Origin of the sequence: Streptomyces sp. PH10-H1, from assembly GCF_030063355.1 — a bacterium.
Taxonomy (GTDB): Bacteria; Actinomycetota; Actinomycetes; order Streptomycetales; family Streptomycetaceae; genus Actinacidiphila.
In genome coordinates this window covers 15,898-35,546 of record NZ_JASISZ010000077.1, presented here as the reverse complement: position 1 = coordinate 35,546, position 19,649 = coordinate 15,898, and the positions used below count along the sequence as shown (strand labels likewise).

General features: G+C 69.5%; 18 protein-coding genes and 2 pseudogenes. 11 read left to right on the top strand and 9 right to left on the bottom strand.

Annotation, left to right across the window (positions count from 1 at the left end):
• Both QMK24_RS33135 and QMK24_RS42030 read left to right on the top strand, forming a co-directional pair.
• A partial coding sequence (locus QMK24_RS33135) for a chromate transporter (protein ID WP_283470568.1) occupies positions 1 to 584 on the top strand: 584 nt, incomplete at its 5' end.
• Positions 585 to 639: 55 nt separating this feature from the next.
• Positions 640 to 867, top strand: a pseudogene (locus QMK24_RS42030) (GNAT family N-acetyltransferase); the annotation flags it as partial.
• Here the strand turns inward: QMK24_RS42030 and QMK24_RS33125 are convergent.
• Together QMK24_RS33125 and QMK24_RS33120 are read right to left on the bottom strand one after the other, a co-directional pair.
• Positions 818 to 1,378 carry a SixA phosphatase family protein gene (locus QMK24_RS33125; RefSeq protein WP_283470567.1) on the bottom strand — a complete coding sequence of 187 codons (561 nt, stop codon included), beginning with the start codon at positions 1,376 to 1,378 and terminating at the stop codon, positions 818 to 820. The pseudogene QMK24_RS42030 and the gene QMK24_RS33125 overlap by 50 nt on opposite strands.
• Positions 1,378 to 2,139 carry a cysteine--tRNA ligase gene (locus tag QMK24_RS33120; RefSeq protein WP_283470566.1) on the bottom strand — a complete coding sequence of 254 codons (762 nt, stop codon included), beginning with the start codon at positions 2,137 to 2,139 and terminating at the stop codon, positions 1,378 to 1,380. The genes QMK24_RS33125 and QMK24_RS33120 overlap by 1 nt, the downstream gene beginning before the upstream one ends.
• A 449-nt stretch (positions 2,140 to 2,588) precedes the next feature.
• On the opposite strand from QMK24_RS33120, the gene QMK24_RS33115 reads away from it, so the two are divergent.
• From QMK24_RS33115 to crcB, 3 genes are read left to right on the top strand one after another with little or no spacing between them, the layout of a single operon-like run.
• The gene (locus QMK24_RS33115; RefSeq protein WP_283470565.1) at positions 2,589 to 3,089 is read left to right on the top strand and encodes a fluoride efflux transporter FluC; all 501 of its coding nucleotides are present in this window, start codon (positions 2,589 to 2,591) and stop codon (positions 3,087 to 3,089) included.
• Complete coding sequence (locus QMK24_RS33110; RefSeq protein ID WP_283470564.1) at positions 3,080 to 3,454, top strand: DUF190 domain-containing protein; 375 nt, start codon at positions 3,080 to 3,082, stop codon at positions 3,452 to 3,454. Before QMK24_RS33115 ends, QMK24_RS33110 begins: the two co-directional genes overlap by 10 nt.
• Positions 3,451 to 3,825, top strand: coding sequence for a fluoride efflux transporter CrcB (crcB, locus tag QMK24_RS33105; RefSeq protein ID WP_283470563.1), 375 nt, complete (start codon positions 3,451 to 3,453; stop codon positions 3,823 to 3,825). The genes QMK24_RS33110 and crcB overlap by 4 nt, the downstream gene beginning before the upstream one ends.
• 134 nt (positions 3,826 to 3,959) lie before the next feature.
• Here crcB and QMK24_RS33100 read toward each other — a convergent pair whose 3' ends face one another.
• Both QMK24_RS33100 and QMK24_RS33095 read right to left on the bottom strand, forming a co-directional pair.
• Positions 3,960 to 5,999, bottom strand: coding sequence for a phosphocholine-specific phospholipase C (locus tag QMK24_RS33100; protein WP_283470562.1), 2,040 nt, complete (start codon positions 5,997 to 5,999; stop codon positions 3,960 to 3,962).
• A gap of 197 nt (positions 6,000 to 6,196) precedes the next feature.
• Positions 6,197 to 7,504, bottom strand: coding sequence for a YhgE/Pip domain-containing protein (locus QMK24_RS33095; RefSeq protein ID WP_283470561.1), 1,308 nt, complete (start codon positions 7,502 to 7,504; stop codon positions 6,197 to 6,199).
• A 292-nt stretch (positions 7,505 to 7,796) separates the two neighbouring features.
• Here QMK24_RS33095 and QMK24_RS33090 point away from each other — a divergent pair, with 292 nt between their 5' ends.
• Complete coding sequence (locus QMK24_RS33090; RefSeq protein WP_283470560.1) at positions 7,797 to 8,333, top strand: hypothetical protein; 537 nt, start codon at positions 7,797 to 7,799, stop codon at positions 8,331 to 8,333.
• Positions 8,334 to 8,474: 141 nt separating this feature from the next.
• Here the strand turns inward: QMK24_RS33090 and QMK24_RS33085 are convergent, their stop codons facing one another.
• The 3 genes and pseudogenes from QMK24_RS33085 to QMK24_RS42025 form a co-directional block, all read right to left on the bottom strand.
• Entirely contained in the window at positions 8,475 to 8,999 is a 525-nt protein-coding gene (locus tag QMK24_RS33085) for a DinB family protein (RefSeq protein WP_283470559.1), read from the bottom strand.
• Between the two features lie 96 nt (positions 9,000 to 9,095).
• Positions 9,096 to 10,565: a DNA-3-methyladenine glycosylase 2 gene (locus QMK24_RS33080; protein WP_283470558.1), complete on the bottom strand. Its 1,470-nt coding sequence runs from the start codon at positions 10,563 to 10,565 to the stop codon at positions 9,096 to 9,098.
• A pseudogene (locus QMK24_RS42025) lies at positions 10,528 to 10,989 on the bottom strand (mycothiol transferase); the annotation flags it as partial. The pseudogene QMK24_RS42025 and the gene QMK24_RS33080, both read right to left, overlap by 38 nt.
• 10 nt (positions 10,990 to 10,999) lie before the next feature.
• Here QMK24_RS42025 and QMK24_RS33070 point away from each other — a divergent pair.
• A complete protein-coding gene (locus tag QMK24_RS33070) occupies positions 11,000 to 12,103 on the top strand; it encodes a DUF3800 domain-containing protein (RefSeq protein WP_283470557.1) in 1,104 nt (367 codons plus the stop codon).
• A 101-nt stretch (positions 12,104 to 12,204) separates the two neighbouring features.
• Here QMK24_RS33070 and QMK24_RS33065 read toward each other — a convergent pair whose 3' ends face one another.
• A complete protein-coding gene (locus QMK24_RS33065) occupies positions 12,205 to 13,017 on the bottom strand; it encodes a uracil-DNA glycosylase family protein (protein WP_283470556.1) in 813 nt (270 codons plus the stop codon).
• Positions 13,018 to 13,155: 138 nt separating this feature from the next.
• Here QMK24_RS33065 and QMK24_RS33060 point away from each other — a divergent pair, with 138 nt between their 5' ends.
• The 4 genes from QMK24_RS33060 (at position 13,156) to QMK24_RS33045 (ending at position 16,521) form a co-directional block, all read left to right on the top strand.
• Positions 13,156 to 14,787 (top strand): amidohydrolase family protein, encoded by a 1,632-nt coding sequence (locus QMK24_RS33060; protein WP_283470555.1) that lies wholly within the window; start codon positions 13,156 to 13,158, stop codon positions 14,785 to 14,787.
• Positions 14,788 to 14,865: 78 nt separating this feature from the next.
• Positions 14,866 to 15,174: a hypothetical protein gene (locus QMK24_RS33055; RefSeq protein WP_283470554.1), complete on the top strand. Its 309-nt coding sequence runs from the start codon at positions 14,866 to 14,868 to the stop codon at positions 15,172 to 15,174.
• Positions 15,175 to 15,339 carry a hypothetical protein gene (locus QMK24_RS33050; RefSeq protein ID WP_283470553.1) on the top strand — a complete coding sequence of 55 codons (165 nt, stop codon included), beginning with the start codon at positions 15,175 to 15,177 and terminating at the stop codon, positions 15,337 to 15,339. It abuts the gene before it with no gap.
• Between the two features lie 117 nt (positions 15,340 to 15,456).
• Positions 15,457 to 16,521: a hypothetical protein gene (locus QMK24_RS33045; RefSeq protein ID WP_283470552.1), complete on the top strand. Its 1,065-nt coding sequence runs from the start codon at positions 15,457 to 15,459 to the stop codon at positions 16,519 to 16,521.
• A 44-nt stretch (positions 16,522 to 16,565) separates the two neighbouring features.
• Here QMK24_RS33045 and QMK24_RS33040 read toward each other — a convergent pair whose 3' ends face one another.
• Entirely contained in the window at positions 16,566 to 19,361 is a 2,796-nt protein-coding gene (locus QMK24_RS33040) for an AfsR/SARP family transcriptional regulator (protein ID WP_283470551.1), read from the bottom strand.
• Positions 19,362 to 19,649: the final 288 nt, after the last annotated feature.

Here is a 19,649-nt window from a genome sequence, read left to right as displayed (position 1 = left end):
CCGGTCGGCGGTCCGCGGGGCGGGTGCAGCTGGCCGTCGCGGCGCCGGCCATCGGCGGGCTGCCGACGCTCGCATGGGTCGCGTTCAAGGTCGGTGCGCTGTCCTACGGCGGAGGCTTCGTCATCATCCCGCTGATGCAGGCCGACGCGGTCCACCAGTATCACTGGATGACCGACGGCCAGTTCCTCAACGCCGTCGCCCTCGGCCAGATCACCCCCGGACCCGTCGTGCAGACCGTCGCCGTGGTCGGCTACGCCGCCGGGATCCCCGGAGGCATGCTGACCGCCGCCGTGGCCTTCGCCCCCTCGTTCCTCTTCGTCATCTTCGGCGGCCGCCGCTTCGACCGGCTGCGGACCGACCCGGGCGTCCAGGCGTTCTTCACCGGTGCCGGACCCGCGGTGATCGGCGCGATCACCGGCTCCGCCATTCCGCTCGCGATGGCCCTGCAGCACCTGTGGCAGTACGGCGTACTCGCCGCCGCCGCGGTGTGGCTGCCGGCCGCCCGGCGCGGCGTGGTCAGCGCGCTGCTCGCAGCGGGAGCCCTCGGCGTCGCGGTCGCCCTCGCCGGCTGGCCGGTCACCTGAGTCCCGCGAACCGGGTGCCGGCGCTCCTGCAAGTAGCCACACATCCGCCGCCCGCGGCATCGGCGTGGCCCCGCGTGCCGTCGCGGCCCTGGTGGAGCGGGCCTTCGAGGAGGCGGGGTTCCACCGCCTCCTCCTCACACATTCGGTCAGCAATCAGGCCTCGTGCCGGGTGAACGACCCGGGAAACCGACGGTGGTGGGGGCCGGGATCGCGGTCGGGTGCGCCGGTCGGCGCTACCGGTTTCCGCGCTGCGGACCGTTCTTCGTGCCGCGCGGCACGGTGAAGTGGGTGAAGGCCGTGGTGTTCGGCGCGAGGGATGTCCAGAGTCCGGGCAGAGTGAGTACGGCGATGGCAGACGTCGGGAACTTCGTGGTCGCCCGGGTCAGGGTGTCGCCGTGGGCGTCGCGGGTCAGCGACAGCACGAGGTCCTGCAGACCGGGCAGGTGGCCGATCAACAGCAGCGTCCGGCACTCCTCGGGGGTCTTGCGTACGACATCCAGCAGCGCCTCTGCACTGGCGTCGTAGACCTCCGGCTCGAAGACCACGGGTGGCGTGGCATCGAGTTCCGGCGCGACCAGGTCCCACGTCTCGCGTGTACGGCGGGAGGGCGAGCAGACCACGAGGTCGGGCACCCGGCCGGCCCGTTGCAGCCACTGACCCGCCACTGGAGCGTCCCGGAGACCGCGCGGGGCGAGCGGGCGTTCATGGTCGGCCACGTCCTGCGGCCAGGCGGACTTGGCGTGCCGCAGGACGACCAGGCGGGCGGGGACGGGGGCAGGGACGGGAGCATTCATCAGGAGCGGCCCACCTCACGGGAGAGTTCCAGACCGAGGATCCGGTCCAAGTAGGCGAAGGTCTCGAATTTCGCCCCGTCAGGGATGTCCTGCGCCGCTTCGACGTGGCGCAGGACGTTCATGACACCGGGCGTACCGAGATCGACGTCGATCGCGGCGCGGGCCCGGCGGCGAACGTCGGCGGGGATGGGCTTGGACGGCATCCGTGCCCAGCCGGCCACGCAGTCCCGCCAGTGCGTCAGTGTGCGACCGGCTTCGGTGAGCGCATGGGCCGTCAGGGTCACCGGCTCGCGGTAGTCGTGCCCTAGGAGGACCAGCCGTAGGGCCAGTGGATCGGCTCCGTCCGCCCCGTCGAGGTCGAGGCCCGGGAGGGTCGCTGTCGTCTGCTGGACCCGGCCCACCTCGATCCAGACCCCGCGTTCCGCGTCCCGGTGCCCGTCAGCGAACACATGCACGGTGGCGGTGCCGCCATCGCCTCCCAGGTCTTCGGAGGGCGGGTGGATGCCCAGCGCGGCCACGACGCGGTTGAGTGTCCTGGTCTGCTCCGGCGGCAGTTCCGGGACGGCCAGTGCGTACCCGACCTGCACCCCGCCGGTCTCCGCGGCGCGCAGCAGTACGTCGCCGACCAGCAACGCGCGTACCTCGGTGCCGCCCACGGCCCCGTCGGGACATGGCAGGTGGACACACATACGCAGCAACCTGCCGCGCACGGCGGGCAATTCCACGAGCCGGTTCGTCCGGCCGTCGATGACACGGAGCACACCGCCGACGCTACCCGACCGGGCCGACCTGTTCAGGTCAGGCTCGCGGTTCACGCCAGGTTCCCGGCAAGCCGCGGGGAAGCATGGCGCGCCTCGGTCGGCCGTCCGCTGCCGGACCTGGTGGCCGATTCCACTGCGATGGTGTTGCGGGGCATCTTTCCTACCTCCATGCTGCCAGATGTCTGGATCACGCAGAGGCCGTCAGCACCCTGTTGGTGCGGTTGCGGCGAGCCCCGTCGCCGTGGGGCCAGTGTCGCGTGTCGCGGGGATCACGACAACCGGCCCGCCGCGCGAGCCCGGGGCGGCTCCGTTACGCTGGACCCCTGCGGCGATCCCTGCCGCGCGGCGGTGGGGCCCGCCGTACCCAACCGCGGCGATTGTGCCGCCAACGGTCCCTACTTGCGATCCAGTGCACCCGCTGCCGGGTGGCCTGCGAGTAGGAGACACGCATGGGAGAGGCCCGACCCCACGTGCTGAACGAACCCACCGACCACGACGTCGACCTCCCCATGCCCGCGATGCCCGCGCAGCGCAACGCGCTGCGTCACCGGCAGTGGCCGGTCCTCGCGGCGGTGGCGCTCGGCGGCGGTGTGGGAGGCTCCGCCCGCTACGGCGCCTCGCTGCTGTGGCCGACGGCACCGGACGCCTTCCCGTGGACCACGCTGCTGGTCAACGGGATCGGGTGCGCTGTCATCGGCGTGTTCATGGTCGTGATCACTGATGTGTGGTCGGCGCACCGGCTGGTGCGGCCCTTCTTCGGTACCGGCGTGCTCGGTGGGTTCACCACCTTCTCCACGTACGCGGTCGACATCCAGCGGCTGGTGAAAGGCGGCCAGGCACCAACCGGCCTCGTCTATCTGGCGGCCACTCTCCTGGCTGCGCTGGCGTCCGTATGGATCGCGGCGGTCATGACCCGGCGTGCAATCGCATGGAGGCAGCAATGGGGCTGACCGGTACCGCCCTGCGCGTCATGATCTTCATTGGTGAGAACGACACCTGGCACCACAAGCCGCTCGCCACCGAGATCATCCACCGGGCGCACAACGCCGGGCTGGCCGGTGCCTCGGCCTTTCGTGGCGTCGAAGGCTTCGGCGCCACCTCGCTCATCCACACCACCCGGCTGCTGTCGCTCAGCGAAGACCTGCCGGTCGTCATCGTGATCATCGACAGCGCGGACAGGATCCGCGCCTTCCTGCCCCAACTCGACGCGCTGGTGGGCGAGGGCCTGGTCGTCCTCGACGAGGTCGAAGTCATCCGCCCCCAACCGGCGGCCGGGGGCGACACCGTCACGGGACACGACGAAGGAGCCCGGTGAGCTGGCTGCTGGTGATCATCGGGGCGATGACCGGAGCCCCGTTGCGCTACCTCACCGACCGCACGGTCCAGACCCGCCACGACACCGTTTTCCCCTGGGGGACGTTCGCCGTCAACGTCGTCGGCTGCCTGATCCTGGGCCTGCTCACCGGCGCCGTCACCGCGGGCGCCGCCTCGTCGCAGGTGCAGTTGCTGGTCGGCACCGGCCTGTGCGGCGCGCTGACGACGTACTCCACGTTCTCCTACGAGACGCTGCGCCTGGCCGAGGATGGCGCGGGCTTCTTCGCGGCGGCGAATGTGGTGGCGAGCGTGGTCGCCGGACTGGGCGCGGCCTTCACCGGAGCGGCCCTGGCCCAGGCGCTGTGGGCGTGACGGATCGAGCTCGGGTGTTCCGACGGTCGCGACCGCGGACCGCACACCGCATCCGCAGGTGGTGCCCCCGCGGATGCGGTGTGGTGGTGGGTCGTCGAGCCCGCCGTACTCCCGGCGGCGCCCGGCGGTGCTGTCTAGCCGCTGATGCTGGAAATACCGGTCTCGATGTGGCCGGTGTAGCGGCGGGACCAGGTGGTGTCGCTGTCGGCGGTGATGGTGAAGTCGTACCAGCCGTTCTGGCCGGCCACCGCGTTGAAGTAGTCCTCCGTCGAACCGCCCGCGGGCACGGAGTACGTCCAGGGTCCGTCCGCACGGTAGTTGGTGGCCTTGACCGTGAAGGTCACCGTCGCCGACGAGGTATTGGCCAGCTTGAACCAGATCGCCTGCTTGCCGGTGTCAGGGGCGGCGGCGTACCGGGCCGCGACCTCGATGCTCTTGCCGGCCTTGGTGGCGTCACCGGTGAAGCGCCGCTGGAAGCGGTTCGGGCCCACCATGGTGATGTCGTACTTGCCGGCGCCGTACCCGGTCCCGATGTTGAAGAAGTCCGCTGCCATACCACCCGGATCCACCGTGTACTGCCAGGGTTCGGTGGAGCGGTACGCGTTGGGGTGGATGGAGAAGTGCGCGGCGCTCCTTGCCGGGGAGCCCTGGTTGGCCATCCCGAACCAGGCCAGGATCTTCCCGCTGGTGCCGAACTCCAGCCGGTCGAGATTGCCGTTCGGCTGGTACGGCAGGGCGCGCGCCGGGCGGGTGCCGGTCTCCTGGGCGGGCAGGGCGTTGGTCTGCGGTGCCGGGTTCGGCAGCGGACCGCAGGTGCTGATGCCGATGACCTTGGTGGCAGGCAGTCCTGATGCCATTCCGTACACCGGGTTGGCGAAGTCGAAGACGCCGGTCAGGTCGCCGGTCACCTTGCGGCGCCAGGCGCTGATGTTGGGGCAGCTCGCGGGCTTGCCGATGGCGGTCGTCCAGGTCTCCAGGAAGCGCAGCACGGAGGTGTGGTCGAAGACCTCGGAGGAGACCCAGCCGCCGCGCGTCCAGGGCGACATGACCAGCATCGGCACTCGGAAGCCGAGGCCGTACGGGGTGCCGTTCAGGAACTCGCCCGCGGTGCCGGCGGGCGGCGCCGGCGGCGGGACATGGTCGAAGAAACCGTCGTTCTCGTCGTAGTTGAGGAACAGGACGGTCGAGTTGAAGGTGTCCGGGTCGGCGGCGAGCGCCCGGTACACGAGGTCGACGAAGTGGGCGCCGTCGCCGGGCGGGGCGTACGGGTGCTCCGAGAAGGCCTGGTTGGCGACCACCCAGGAGACCTGGGGGAGGGTGCCGGCCAGGGCGTCCGCCTTGATCGCGGCGGCGATGTCGTCGGGCGTGGAGCCGGTGACGGCCGGGACGGACCCCATGCCGCGGTCGTGCAGCGGGTCGCCGGCCTTGGCGTCGGTGAACTTCTTGAAGTACGCGAGGCCGTTGTCGCCGTAGTTGTCGCCGGCGTTCTGGTAGACCTTCCAGCTCACCCCGGCGCGCTGCAGCGCCTCCGCGTACGCCTCCCAGGTCAGCCCCGACTCGTCGCCGCCGTCGCTGCTGGAGGAGTCGACCTTGCCGCTCCAGAGGTACGTGCGGTTGGGGCCGGTGGCGCTCAGGGTGGCGCTGAAGTAGGCGTCGCAGATCGTGTAGTTGTCGGCGAGCGCGTAGTGGAACGGGATGTCCGTGCGGTCCAGATAGCCGAGTGTGCGGACGTTGCCGACGCCCGACACCCAGTTGTCGAGCCGGCCCTTGTTCCAGGCCGAGTGCTGCGAGGACCAGCTGTGAGGCAGGTCGCCGTTGCACTGGGCGAGCGTCTCGCCGTCCACTCCGCCGGCGGCGGGGGTGGAACTGAGCTTCCACGGGTGCTGGCGGCCGAGTCCGTTCGGCTGGTTGAAGACCGGCTGCCCGCCGGCGAGGGTGATACCGCTGCGGTCGCCGAAGCCGCGTACGCCCTTGAGCCTGCCGAAGTAGTGGTCGAAGCTGCGGTTCTCCTGCATCAGGATCACCACGTGCTTGACGTCCTTGACCGTGCCGGTCGTGGTGGTCGCGCTCGCCGTGGTCGCGATGGTCGCACCGCCGGCTTCCTGGGGAAGCACGGCGCCCGCCGCCACGCCCGCGCCGAGCGCTACGAAGCCTCTACGACTGATCGGTGTCATGCGTCCGCCCTTGTCAGCTGCGTGCCCCTACGGCACATCGAGCGCAAGCGTGCTGCGACGCCATCGCCGAGTCCACCCCCTGAAAGCAAGGGTTTGGTGAAGGGCAGGCGGCGTGTGGACTGCCGTCAGGAGACATGGACAACGCCGCGCACAAACGTCCAAACGCCTCCCATGGTCGTCCATGGCGGCCCGGGTGATCAGGTGGTGGCTTCGGGGACCATGCGGTGCAGGCCCTTGCGGTCGTAGTAGGAGGTCATGGCGAGGCCGAAGACCAGGCCCGCGACCATACCGATGGCGATCATGATCCAGGCGCGGGTGAGTCCGGCGTCGGCCCGGGCGCCGAAGTACAGGATCGCGCGCACGCCGTCGCTGAGCTGGCGCATGGGCTCGAACTGGGACAGCAGGCGGTAGAAGGACGGCAGGGCCTGCAGGGGGATCGTGGCCCCGGAGGAGGGCAGTGCGAGGACCACGAAGATGAACATGCTGACGAGCTGTCCGATGCCGCCGAACGCGGCGTTGATGGCCTGCACGCCCAGGCCCACCGCGACGCTGGCGCAGAACGAGAAGACCCACAGCAGGGGGAGGTGGGAAGCGTCCATGCCCAGGATCGCGACGGTGGCCAGCATGATCAGGCTGGAGGTGAGTACAGCGATCACGATGGACATGACCCATTTGATGAACAGAGTCTGGGTGCGGTTGATCGTCACCACGGGGCGTCGGGTGTGCCAGGGCCCCAGCTCGCTGTCCGCGTAGCCCAGGGCGACGTCGACCGCGTTGCTGATGATGTTGGCTCCCAGGAACCCGGAGAGCACCAGCAGCAGGGTGTAGTAGAACGCGGTCAGTCCCAGGCCGCTGTGGGACCCGATCGGGTGGCCGACCTGGACGGCCACGGTGGCGGGGTCGGCGAGCAGCAGCCGTGCCGCAGCGGTTGAACCGTTGCCCTGGGCCGCGGCCCGGGCCTGGGGAGAGGCGGTCAGGGAGGTGCCGAGCTTGAGCGAGGCCTGATGGGCGGCCTGCTGGGCGATCGTGCTGGCCAGCGACGAGGCCAGGCTGCCCGCCCCGGGGTTGGTCAGCACGGTCATCGTCGGTCGCGCGGGAGCCTGCGCGCCGGTGGCGCCGAGCGCGGCTACGGCGGCGGTGAAGCCGTCGGGAACTTCCAGGACGCCGTCCAGCTTGCCGGACGCCATGCCCTGCTGAGCCGCCGCACGGTCGAGTTGCCGCCAGGAGACCTGGTCGCCGGTACCCGGGGCGGTGGCGATGGCGGTGGTGATCCGCGTACCGAGGTTCTCCTGCCGGCCTGCGACGGCGGCACCGCGATCGGAGTTGACCAGTCCGATGGGCAGATGGTGCAAGTCCGCCCGCGGGTTGAGAATGCCGCCCATGTAGAGCAGGGACAGCAGCAGCGCCACCAGCCCGACGATGCCGGTGGGGAATACCCAGATCTTCGGGTTGCGCAGTACCCGGCCCGCGCGCACCTGGGCCGAGTGGTGGTGATGGCTCGTCATGGTTCTCCAGGTGGCAGCGGTCAGGCCGATACGCAAAGTAGCTGCTCAGAGCGCTCATCGCGCGGTGCCCCGCCAGTGCGCGACGTGCGCTGTGCCCCGTGTGGTCGTCACGTGGCCGTCAGGCGGCGGGCGCGTCGCCGTTCTTGATCGCCTCGTTCCGGTTTGTCACGAAGTGGCAACTATGAACTGATGGTGACGTGTTGCCTGTGATACTCCCGGTCTCTGTAGGACGAGCCTTGGGGGCGCCATGTCCTATCCGCAGAATCCCGGCCCACAGCAATGGGGTCCGCCCATGCCCGCACCGAAGAATGGGCGCTGGATGCCGGTGCTGTTCTTCGTCGTCGCGTTCTTTGTCGTGCTGGGGGTGATCGGGGCCGTGGCGGGCGGAGGCAAAGCCGCGAAATCGGGAGGCACGAAGCCGCAGACCGCATCCACGGCAACGGCCGCCGCAGCGCCGGCGGCCGTTCCGGCCGTCGAGGACACGACGGCGCCGGCCCTTACACAGGAGCCGGCCGCCACGACGGAGGCCCCGCCGCCGGAGGACAAGCTGACCTACGCGGTGACCGGGAGCTCCGCCGACATCATGTACGGGCCGGCGGGAACGAGCCTGAGCGGGCAGGTGCCGCTGAAGGTGACGAAGACACTCGGCAAGGCGGCCTACTACGCGATCAGCGCCCAGCTGAACGGTGGCGGGCACGTGAAGTGCATGCTGGAGATCAACGGCAAGGTGGTGTCGTCGGCGGAGGCGTCGGGTGGCTACAACATCGCGATGTGCGAGATCGTGCAGAACCCGGTCAGCGGCGGCTGGGTCGACGCGAACACCGGCTGATCAGCGCTGCGCGCGGTCCCGTCTCCCGTGTGGAGTTCGGGGCCGCGCTGCGTTCATCCCTCGCCGCACCTGTACCAGGCCCCGGGTTCCGAAGAACTCGACCGAGTCGGACCGGCGGGATCCCGCCCAGGACCCGCTCCGTCAGTAGTAGCCCTTTTCGCCGTCGAGGAGCTCCCGGATGGCATCGACGTGACCGGCGTGCCGGGCGGTCTCCTCGATCATGTGGAGCATGATCCACCGCAGGTTCGCGGCGGCAGCACCGAAGTCCGGGTGCTGGCCCACCTCATCCAGCGCATGGGCCGCCACGATCTCGTTCGACACCGCACATTGCCGCTCGTACTCCTCGAGGAGCTGTGGCAGAGGGATGCCTTCCACCATCATGTCGGCGTCCTCGGGCCCGCCGTCGAAATGCGGTCCCTTGGCCGGCCGGCCCAGCAGGATGACCTCGAACCACAGGTACTCGACCCACCGCATGTGGGAGACGACACCTGCCATCGTCATCAGGGGCGAGGCCGGAAGGACGGACCGGTGCGCATCCGGGTCGGACAGCCCTTGACACTTCCAGTGGATGATCGCGCGCTGCATGTCCAGCCAGCCGACCAGTTGAGTCCGCTCGTCGCCTTCATAAGGAGGGCGGATACGAGGAGGGGGCAGCGGAGGAGTCATGGGCGCCGACGCTATCTCAGCCGGTGTCGCGTCGCATGGTGTTTTCGGCCGGTGAATCCCCTGCCGGCGCCGCTGTTGTCCGGGGGCGCGTCCCGGTCATCGACGGCTCGCCGAGACGTGGGCCGCAGATGCCGATGCCGGCGATCCCGACGATGCCGGCGATCCCGGTGATGGCGCGGATGCGGCGTAGGCGACCAGGTGCGTTGCCGCGACGGCGCGCCATGGCTGCCATCTTGAGGTGATCTCCTCCGCCGGACCGGAGGCATCGAGGGCGCGGAGGGCCCAGCGGACGTACGGATCCGACGCGGGGAACGCGTCGCGCTGGCCGAGTCTGAGCGCGACCTGGTGTGCCGCGGTCGTCCCGATTCCGGGGATCGCGGTCAGGGAGTCCACGAGGTCGGCCAGCCCGATGCTGCTGTCGAGGACGACATCGCCCGCGGCCACGCCGGCCGCGAGCGCCCGGACGGCATCAGCGGTCGTCGGGGGGAGGCCGGTTGCTGCGAGGTCCCCGGCCGCCAGTACGTCGGCGGAAGGGAAGAGATGCGTGAGCCCGTGGTCCAGGCCGGGGACGGGCTGCCCGAAGTTCTGCACCAGCGTCCCCATGCGCGCCCTGGCCTGGGCCAGGTCGCCATCCTGGGCGACGATGGCGTGGATGGCCACCTCGAGCGCGCCCCAGGCGCCCGGCACACGGATTCCCGGCCGGGCGGTCACGAGCGTCCCGATCGTCGGATCGCCGGCGAGGTGCGCCACGGCGGGACCGGCGTCGGCATCGACCCCCACCATCCGGCCCGCTCGTTCCACGACGTGAATCAGCCCCTCCCCGTACGGCAGGTGGGCACGGAGCAGCAGGTGGTCCGCGCCACCGGGGTGCACCTCCAGCACACCCGCTCCGCCGTCCAGGCTGATCGTGCGGCGGTACACCCGGTCCTCGACCGACTCCACACCTGGTACCGCACGCTCAGCGAGTAACGCGACGATGCTGTCCCAGTCGAACGGCGGCTGGAACGGGAGCCGCATCGTCAAACCACCGTCAGCGGCCAGCCGGTCGGCCCGCCGCCGGCGCTTGCGCAGCTCGACGGGCGAGGCCCGGAACACCTCGCGCATGTCGCGATTGAACGAGCGCAGACTCCCGAACCCGGACGCGAACGCCACATCCGCGACGGTCAGTTCGGAGTCGTCCAGGAGGCGGCGGGCGAAGTGGGCACGCCGTGACCGTGCCAGCTGGTCGGGGGTCACACCGAGGTGGTCGTTGAACAGGCGCCGCAGGTGGCGCGACGAGACCGCGAGGCGCGCGCCGAGGGCGGCCTCCGTGCCCTCGTCCAGTGCGCCCTCGATGATGAGCTGCACCGCGCGGCACACGAGCTCGGGTGAGTGCGGCCCGATGGGGCCGGCGATCCGGTACGGACGGCATCGCAGGCAGGCGCGAAAACCCGCGGCCTCGGCAGCGGCCGCCAGCTCGAAGGTGCGGACGTTCTCGGCCAGCGGCTTCGCACCGCATCCGGGGCGGCCACAACCGGTCCACCAGTACCCGCAGGCCGTCGGCCGCTTCCGGTGGATCGTAGACACGGCGCACACGGAATTCTGGCCGGGACTGCATCATGGACCTCCTCATCACGGACCTCCTCATCACGGACCTCCACGAAAGTGGCGCCGGCCCCAGTCCATAACCCTCGCCGTGCTCTCGCCAGGCGGGATCGAGCGGAACAGGACGACGTTTGGAACTGGTTCCGTCGATGCACTCCCGGAGCAGGTCGGCCTGGCCGTTGGGCCGTGCGTACTCCTCGATCATGTGGGTGAGGATGTAGCGCGACGAGAACACCGCATCGCCGGAACGGCCGGTGGCGTCGAGGGACTCGGCGGCGTTCACGACGGCCCGGGCCCGTGCGCACGCCAGTGCGGCGAGAGCGCGCGCTCCATTGAAAACACGTGGTGGATGCCGCGCGTATCGCCGATGATTGCCAGGATGTTCGTGAACCTGCTGGGGTGCGATGGAGACTTCGATGGCGCAGAGTCCGACCCCGGGGTCAGGCGGTCACGCCGACCCGGTGCAGGCGGTGGCAACCGCCCAACCCCTTGAGGTCGCCTGCGACGAGTCCGGTTCTGATGGCGAGAATCTCATCGGTGGAAATACTGATGTGTTCGCACATGCCGGCGTGCAATTGACCTCCGAGTCGGCGGCCGATCACATCCAGGAGATACGGAATCGAGTGCGTTCTCCGGCGCAGGAATACAAGGCGAATCATCTGCTCCGAGAGAAGCATCGACCGGTCCTTACCTGGCTGCTAGGGCCATCGGGGCCAATCCACGGAAACGCTCACGTACATCTGACCGACAAGCAATTCTTTGTCGTCGGCAGAGTTGTCGACCTGCTCATTGGAGAAGCCGAGCACGCGACAAGTGCAAGTCCGGGCCAGGATCAACGCGCCAAGGCCATGGTTGTCACACTGTATCGCGAGGGTCAGCGTACGTTCGGGAGTGAACAGTGGCGGGACTTTCTGGAAGCGTCCATCGGCCTGATGCGTGCCAAGAACCGTTGGGACGTGAAGACGCCGGTCGACTCGTTCTTTCGCGTGGTCGACGTCCTGTGCCTGGCCGGCGCGGGGGACCGGATTGGCGAGATCATGGAACTGATGCGGCAGGCCCGGCCACGCGCTGAGGCTTTCCGGGCGCAGATTTTCGACAACCCGAAGATGATTCCGGCACTGGACCCGATGATTCCAGCCATCGTCCAGACCGTCGCCTACTGGGGTGAAGGCGGAAGGCCCGTTTCGATCGTCCACGATCGGCAGAACGCGTTGACGGAAGAGCGCATTGCATGGCTCAAGGAAGTATTCGGAAAGCCGCACCCTGCGCATCTCGCCTCGTCGCCCCGAGGTCGATTGACCAGCCTGACGTTCGTCGACTCACGCTCGGATCCACGCGTTCAGCTTGCCGACTTCCTCGCCGGAGTCGCGCGAAAGATAGCGTCGGACGAACTCAACCATCGGGGCGACGCAGAACTCACGGCGTTGCTGCGACCATATGTGGACTCGTTCTCCATCTGGGGCGACGACCGCAGCTGGTCCCTGCTGGGGCCTGCGTTCACAGGCGATCCATCGTCGTAGACCGTGACCTCACGGCGTGAAGTCGACACCACACCCCGCGTGCCCGAGGTATCGAGACTGCGCGTTGACCAGGTCGGGGCCGATCAGTCGGCCACCCGGCGTCAGAACGGCCTTTGGTCCGCCGGGATCTGCACGAGGATGGTGGCGCGTTTTTCGGCTGGAGTGGTTCCCTGGCGGGCAGCCCAGGCCTCGTCGGAGCGCATCCATGCGGGGAGGCCCGGTGGCAGATCGCCTTCGGGGATGGTGCCGAGGTCCGCGGCGGCCAGGGTGCTGCCGTAATGGGTCAAGGGGCGGTCGGTGTCAGGTGTGACCGTGCCGTGGAGCGCGTCGAGCGCCGCGTTCCAGTTGGTGAGGAGCTTGGCCATCGCCTGGGCCGGGTCGGTGCCGGAGGATGCGGCGCTGTCGGGGTAGGTGGGGTGCAGGATGTGCTGGTAGGCGCCGGTGTAGGTGGCGCCGGACGGCGTGGTCCGCCAGGTGCTGACAGCGGTGTCGGCCAAGCCGCCGAGGGCGATGACGGCCTGGATCGGGTTGTGGGCCGTAACGGCGTCGAGCCAGGAATGACGGTAGGCGGCGATGGCGGGGTCAGTGGCGTGGGCGTTGCCGGCGTTCTGGCCGTAGACGCTGTACAGATACGTGTTGACCATGACGTAGCTGCTGTCGATGCCGAGTTTGCCAAGGAAGCCCTGAAAGCGGCGGCCGGCGGTGCCGACGAGGATGCGCCGGGTGATGGCCTCGTGGGCGGCGGGGTCCTGGCCGATGACCAGGACGCGCGCGGTGCCGTCGAGGCGTCCGCGGTGGAAGATCGGACCCCACTCGACTCGGAACTCCTTGGCCGGGTAGGTCTCCGGGCCCGGGTAGGTGTGGGCCAGAGTTGCGTACGGCTCGTGGGCGTAGCCCGGGTCGAAGTCATGCACGTGGGGCTCCTACTCCATGCGGACGACCATATCTCACAAATAATGACATCTCGGTGAAGTCGCGGCATTGTGGCTCGGAGGTAATGGTTCACCCGCTGCGGTTGTCGCCCCTTGTGGGCGAGGCGAAGGGATGCACATATGCCGCCCCCAGCAGATGCCCCGGACGAGTCGCGGTTCGCGCTGCGAGGACGGCTTGTCACTCTCGACCCGCGTAACTCCGTTGTGGACGACGGTGTCCTCTACATACGTGGCAGCACGATCGAGGCGATACAGCCTGCCCGGGCGCCCGCACCACTGGGGTTCGAGCACATCGTCCCGGTCGACAGCGGCGGGACCATCTATCCCGGGCTGATAGAACTGCACAACCATCTGCCGTACGACGTGCTGCAACTGTGGCCGGTGCCCAAGCGGTACAGCAACCGGTCGCAGTGGGGCGGCAGCGGGAACACCGAATACCACCGCCTCGTGACGGGCCCCATGACGGTGCTCGGCCAGGATCCCCACCTGATGCCGGCCGTGGTCCGCTATGTCGAGGCCAAAGCTCTGGTCAACGGGACGACGACGAGCCAGGGCATCGCCCTGTTCAGTAACGCCGGAGCCCGCCGGATGTACCGGGGCATCGTCCGCAACGTCGAGCAGACCGATGACCCCGCACTGCCGGAAGCCGGCTCCCGGATCGCTGATGTCGAGGCTACGAACGCCGAACGGTTCCTGGCCCGGCTGCGGCAGCCGCACCGGCTGCTGCTGCACCTGGCCGAGGGCACCGACGCCGCCGCCCGCGCTCACTTCCAAGCCCTGGAGTACCAGCCGGGCCAATGGGCGATCACCGAAAACCTGGTCGGCATACACTGCACCGCGCTGACCGCCGAGGACTTCCGGATCCTTGCCTCCCACGGCGGTTCGATGGTGTGGTCACCGCTGTCGAACCTGTTGCTCTACGGGAAGACCGCGGACATCGCAGCCGCCAAACGGGCCGGTCTCCGCATTGGACTGGGGTCGGACTGGGCCATCTCGGGGAGCAAGGGGCTGCTGGGAGAACTCAAAGCCGCCCGTCTGGCCTCCACGGCCGGCGGAGACGTGTTCTCCGACCGCGAGCTGGTCGCCATGGCCACCCGGGATGCGGCCACCATCCTCCGCTGGGAACAAGTCCTCGGGTCGTTGCAGCCCGGGATGCGCGCCGACCTGCTCACCATCGCCGGAACCAAGGGCGATCCCTACGGTGCCCTGATCGACGCCCGGGACACGGACATCACCCTGGTCGCCATCGACGGTGTCGCCCGCTACGGCACCCGGCACCTCATGCAGGCTCTGGCCCCTGGCGTGCCGCTGGAGGACCCGGCCCCCGGGGTCCCCGGTGATCACGTGCTCAACCTGCAGCAGGCCTCCGCCGACCCCGTCGTCGCCGGGGTGACGCTGGCCGAGGCGACCAGCCGGCTCACGAAGGCTCTGGCCGACCTCCCGGCCCTGGCGGAGAGTGCGGCCCACCCGCATCTGACGGCGCGTCCGGACGGCGGCGTGCATTGGCAGCTGGCACTCGACGAGATCCAGCCCACCGGCGCGGAGCTGCGCCCCCGCCTGGCGTCGAGCGGCACCTCCCCGCAGGCGACAGGTCCGGAGATCAGCGCACAGCCCGCCCAGCAGGACGGACTGGTCCCGCTGACCCTCGATGCCCTGACCGCATCCGACGACGCCGCTTTTCTGGCCCTTCTCGCCAGCGAGCTCAATCTGCCCAGCACCTACGGAGCCCAGCTCTCCGAACTGCTGACCTGACTGACCCACTCTTCGTGTCACCTGTGCCGCTGGTGCGACCGCACCAGCGGCACTGAGCAGAGAGCACAGGACACCCACATGCTGGTCACCCAACTCGCCCCGGTCGCCGAGACCACTCAGATCACTCCGTCCCGGCTCAATCGGGTGGCCGCGGCACTGCAGAAGCAGGCCATCCGGGACTTCAGCCCGCTGTGGCAGATACCTGTCACGGTCGACGCCTTCGACAAACTCGACGACGTGCCCGTCGGCTACTGGCCGATGATCGTCAGGGACGACATCGGCCAACCGGGCGCGGCAGGTGTCCACATGGACAGCAACGGACAGCCGTTCTCGCTGATCGAGTACAGCGACAGCTGGTCGCTGACCGCCAGTCACGAAATGCTGTAAATGCTGGGCGATCCCTGGGGCAACCGGCTGGTGGCGGGTCAGTCCCCGAAGCCGGGGCAGGGAGCGGTGGAGTTCCTGGTCGAGGTCGCCGACCCGCCGGAGGCCGGCAGGGGACGCGCCGGTACCGGTTTGTGCGGCCTTGCCCAACGGGGAGCCGTCGGCTGACCATTGCCGCATCACAAGCTTGTCATGTACCGTTCAAGTGCGCGTCGCCCGGCTGACCTCCGGGCGCTGTTCTACGCGCGAAGACTGACGCCCGCACCGCCTCTGACCACCCCCTCATTGAGGTATGCCGGATGCTCGGATCCAGAAGGTCCGCTCGGGCAGAACCCGAATCCCACCTCGGAGTCCAGTTGGACCGGCGCCCTCTCCTCCTGGGGCGTAGCGCTGCAGAAGACGGGCAACTACACGCTGGACACGCTGACTTCGGGCAGCACCATCACCTACGGCACCAGCCCGTTCGGCCTCTCCGTCGACACGCTGAGCATCAGCTCCGACCACCCCAAGGCGATCAGTGACGCCACCAACCCGGTGCTCAACGGCTCGTTCGGCAAGGTGACGGGCAGCCTCATCGCCAGCGGCACGACGTTCACCCTCAAGCCGGCCGACAACTCCGCGGTCAAGGGCCTGCTCTGGCGTACCGGTTACAGCTCCTCCGGCACCACCGGTGCCTTCTTCGCCACCAGCACCTTCGGCAGCGGACGCGTAGCGGTCTGGGGCGACAGCTCGCCGATCGACGACGGTACCGGCCAGCCGGGCAACACGCTCTACGACGGCTGGAACGACTCCTCCGCGACCAACGCAGCCGTCGCCCTGAACGCCACCGAATGGCTCTTCGGCGCGACCGGCACCGGGGGAGGCGGCGGGGGTGGTACCTGCACCGCCGCCCAGCTGCTCGGCAACCCCGGCTTCGAGTCCGGCAGCAGCGTCTGGTCCGCCACCAGCGGCGTCATCACCAACAGCAGCGGCGAGCCCGCCCAGTCCGGCTCCTACAAAGCGTGGCTGGGCGGTAAAGGCGCCGCCCACACCGACACCTTGTCCCAGTCGGTGACCATACCCTCCGGCTGCGCGGCCACCCTCGGCTTCGCCCTGCACATCGACACCGCCGAGACCACCACCAGCACCGCGTACGACACGCTCAAGGCCCAGGTGGTGAACGGCAGCGGTACCGTGCTGAGCACCCTGGCCGGCTATTCGAACCTCAACGCGGTCGGCGGCTACACACAGCGCAGCTTCGATCTCAGTGCGTACGCCGGGCAGACCGTCACCATCAAGTCCACCGGCATTGAAGGCTCCAAGCTGCAGACATCGTTCGTCATCGACGACACGGCACTGAATGTGAGCTGACTGACCCGCGACGCCGGACCGGGCGGCCCCCATTTCGCGAAGGGCTACCCGTCGTCGAGCTTGGCGCGGATCTGGCCGGCATCGGGGTGGGAGAGGTCGTCGAGGATGATCAGGGCCGCCTTCCACGCCGTGTGGGCGGCGTCGGTGCTGCCCGCGGCGTGATGGACGTCGCCCAGGTGGGTGAGCGCGTTGGCTTCGCCGTGGCGGTCACCGATGTCGCGGCTCAGGCTCAAGGACTTGAGGTAGCAGTGGACGGCTTGCCGGTGGTCGCCGAGGTGGTGGTGCGCGTAGCCGATGCTGTCCCAGGTGGCGAGTTGCTGGCTGTGGTCGCGGAGTTCCTGCTGCAGGGTGAGCGCCTCTTGGCAGTGGGCGAGGGCCTGCCGGTGGTCGCCGAGCACGCCGTGGCACCAGCCGACCGTGCTGAGTTGCTTGGCGATTCCGGACATGTCGCCGGTCGGCCGGATCAGTTCCAGGGCCTGCTGGGCGTGGATGAGCGCGGCCTCGGGCAGGTCCCGCATGTCCGCCATCTGGCAGAGGTTGTGGTGGGTGCGCGACTGGCCGACCCGGTCGTCGAGATCCTGGAACGCCGTGAGGGCCTGTTCGTAGTGCGCGCGCGCCTCGTCGTGATGGTCCAGCCACATGTGCGCGCGGCCGAGCCCGCGATGGATCTGTGCCTGTGCGAGCCGGTCCGCCAGCCGGTGCGCCGCGGCCAGGCCGCCGCGCTGGACGGCGGCCCAGTCGTGCCAGTACCCGCGGCGTTCGAAGAAGTCCGTCAGCGTCTGGGGCAGTTGCCAGCGGTGGGTGTCGAACTCGGAGCCGGCGGCTTGCTCGATGACGGCGAGCAGCACGGGATATTCGGCGGTCAGCCAGACCAGGGCCGCATCGTGATCCGCCACCGTCTCGGGGACCACACCGGGCTGGGGCCGGGGAAGAGGGATCGGGTCCCAGTGGAGGTTCATCAGCCGGGCGCAGGATACGGCGGTGTACAGATAGTGGTCGAGCATTCGGTGCACCGCGGTGTGCCGGGCGTCGTTGCTGTCCTGCGTGGCGACCAGCTCGGCCGCGTAGGCCCGGAGCAGGTCGTGGAAGGCGTACCGCCCCGGGACGTCCTCGGTGAGCAGGTGCGCGCGGGTGAGTTCGGCGAGCGAGCGCAGTGCCCGGTCACGGGGGACGCCGGCCAGTCCGGCCGATGCGGCTGCCGTGATGTCAGGGCCGGGGTGCAGGCCCAGCAATCGGAACAGTCGCGCGGCGTCGGCGCTCAGAGCCCGGTAGGACCAGGAGAACACCGTCCGCACATCGCTGGCCGGGTCATCGCCGTGGAAGGCGTCGAGTGCGCCGGCCGCGGCGCGCAGTTCAGCGGCGAGGGCGGAGAGCGGTAGCGCGGGACGGGTGGCGGCGCGGGCGGAGGTGATGGCCAGGGCCAGGGGGAGCCGGGTACAGCGGGTGATGATCTCGGTTACGGCGTCGGGCTCGGCCTCCGTGCGGCCGGCGCCCAGACGACGGGTGAGCAGGTCGTGAGCCTCGGCGACGGAGAGCAGATCCAGAGTCAGCGGGTGGGCGTCCTCGGCCACGACCAGCGGGGTGAGCTGGTTGCGGCTGGTCACCACGACCAGGCACCCTGGCGAGCCGGGCAGCAGCGGGCGGATCTGCTCGACGTCCCGCGCGTTGTCGAGGACCACCAGCACGTGTCTGCCGGTCAGCAGACTGCGGTAGAGAGCGGCGCGGGCGTCCAGGCCGGCCGGTATCCGCTGGACGGGGACCCCGAGCGCCGCCAGGAACCCACGCAGCGCGTCGGCAGGGTCCACCAGCAGTCCGCGGGGGTCGAAGCCGCGCAGATTCACGTACAACTGCCCGTCGGCATAGCGCGCGGCGACCCGATGGGCCCAGTGCATGGCCAGCGCGGTCTTGCCCACTCCGGCGGTGCCGGACACCGCCGAGATGACCACCGCGGGAGGCCGCGCGCGGTCCGGGCCGGAGAGCAGGCCGTCCAGGTGGGCGAGTTCGAGCTCGCGGCCGGTGAAGGTCGCGATGGCCAGCGGGAGTTGGGCCGGGGTGGTGCTCGGCCGTGCCCGCGCTGGGGGCGGGGGAGGGGGCGGAACGGCAGCGGTGTCCTGCCGCAGGACGGTGGCCTCGATATCGCGGAGCGCCGGGCCGGGGCCGATGCCGAGTTCCTGGGCCAATCGGCGCCGGGTGTGCTGGTAGTGGGCCAGGGCGTCGGCGGGGCGGCCGCTGAGGTGCAGGGCGAGTATCAGTTGGCCGGCGAGGCGTTCGTCCAGCGGCTGTGCGGCCGTGCGGGCCGACAGCTCGGGCAGCACCGCCGTGTGGTGTCCCAAGCGCAGCTGGAGGTCGACCAGGTCCATTTGGGCCGCGAGCCGTTCCTGGTCCAGGGTGTCGCGCAGGGCGTTGATCCAGGGGGTGTCCATGGAGGCGAAGGCGTCCCCGCGCCAGAGCCGCAGGGCCTGTTCGAACAGGGTCGCGGCGCGATGGTCGTCGGCACTGGTGCGGGCCTGCGCGATCAGCCGTCGGAAGGAGTACAGGTCCACGGTCGCGGTGTCGGCGGTCGTGAGGACGTAGCCGCCGTGCTGTCGTGCGATCTTCACTTCGCCGGTGGCGGCCAGGGCCTGTCGGAGGCGGGAGAGATAGCCGTGCAGGGTGCCGCGCGCCTGCTGGGGAATGCGATCTCCCCAGACCCGGTCCATCAGCTGATCGGTGGTCACCGGGTGGTTGACGTCCACCAGGAGTACCGCCAGCACACCGCGCTGCCGGGCATGGCCCAACTGCGCCGGCCGGCCGTCGATCCTGGCCTCGATGCTGCCGAGCACACCGAATTCCACCGCCATGTTGACCGTGCTCCCCCCGAGGCCGGACACCGCCCCCCGTCCTACCGGGTCCGGCAGACCGATTCAAGGATTGACAAAGTGAATCCCCTCGGCCGGCTGGATACCGTCGTTCTCCTCGGGATGTGCCCCGTTCCGACGAGTCGCAGGCCGGACCCGATACGAGCTCTCGGGCTGCTCGACCTCCGCGGTACGTCATCGACATCACCGGCGGAAAGAAGGCCGGTATTCGTCGTCAGCGCAGACGTGCTGTCTATTCCGCCGTCTCTCGCGGAGACCGCATCGTGCGGC

Coding starts and splice junctions, on each gene's coding strand:
- QMK24_RS33125 (WP_283470567.1), bottom strand. CDS start 1,378: ATGAATGCTCCCGTCCCTGCCCCCGTCCCCGCCCGCCTGGTCGTCCTG.
- QMK24_RS33115 (WP_283470565.1), top strand. CDS start 2,589: ATGGGAGAGGCCCGACCCCACGTGCTGAACGAACCCACCGACCACGAC.
- QMK24_RS33110 (WP_283470564.1), top strand. CDS start 3,080: ATGGGGCTGACCGGTACCGCCCTGCGCGTCATGATCTTCATTGGTGAG.
- QMK24_RS33100 (WP_283470562.1), bottom strand. CDS start 5,999: ATGACACCGATCAGTCGTAGAGGCTTCGTAGCGCTCGGCGCGGGCGTG.
- QMK24_RS33095 (WP_283470561.1), bottom strand. CDS start 7,504: ATGACGAGCCATCACCACCACTCGGCCCAGGTGCGCGCGGGCCGGGTA.
- QMK24_RS33090 (WP_283470560.1), top strand. CDS start 7,797: ATGCCCGCACCGAAGAATGGGCGCTGGATGCCGGTGCTGTTCTTCGTC.
- QMK24_RS33085 (WP_283470559.1), bottom strand. CDS start 8,999: ATGACTCCTCCGCTGCCCCCTCCTCGTATCCGCCCTCCTTATGAAGGC.
- QMK24_RS33070 (WP_283470557.1), top strand. CDS start 11,000: ATGGCGCAGAGTCCGACCCCGGGGTCAGGCGGTCACGCCGACCCGGTG.
- QMK24_RS33060 (WP_283470555.1), top strand. CDS start 13,156: ATGCCGCCCCCAGCAGATGCCCCGGACGAGTCGCGGTTCGCGCTGCGA.
- QMK24_RS33055 (WP_283470554.1), top strand. CDS start 14,866: ATGCTGGTCACCCAACTCGCCCCGGTCGCCGAGACCACTCAGATCACT.
- QMK24_RS33050 (WP_283470553.1), top strand. CDS start 15,175: ATGCTGGGCGATCCCTGGGGCAACCGGCTGGTGGCGGGTCAGTCCCCG.
- QMK24_RS33040 (WP_283470551.1), bottom strand. CDS start 19,361: ATGGCGGTGGAATTCGGTGTGCTCGGCAGCATCGAGGCCAGGATCGAC.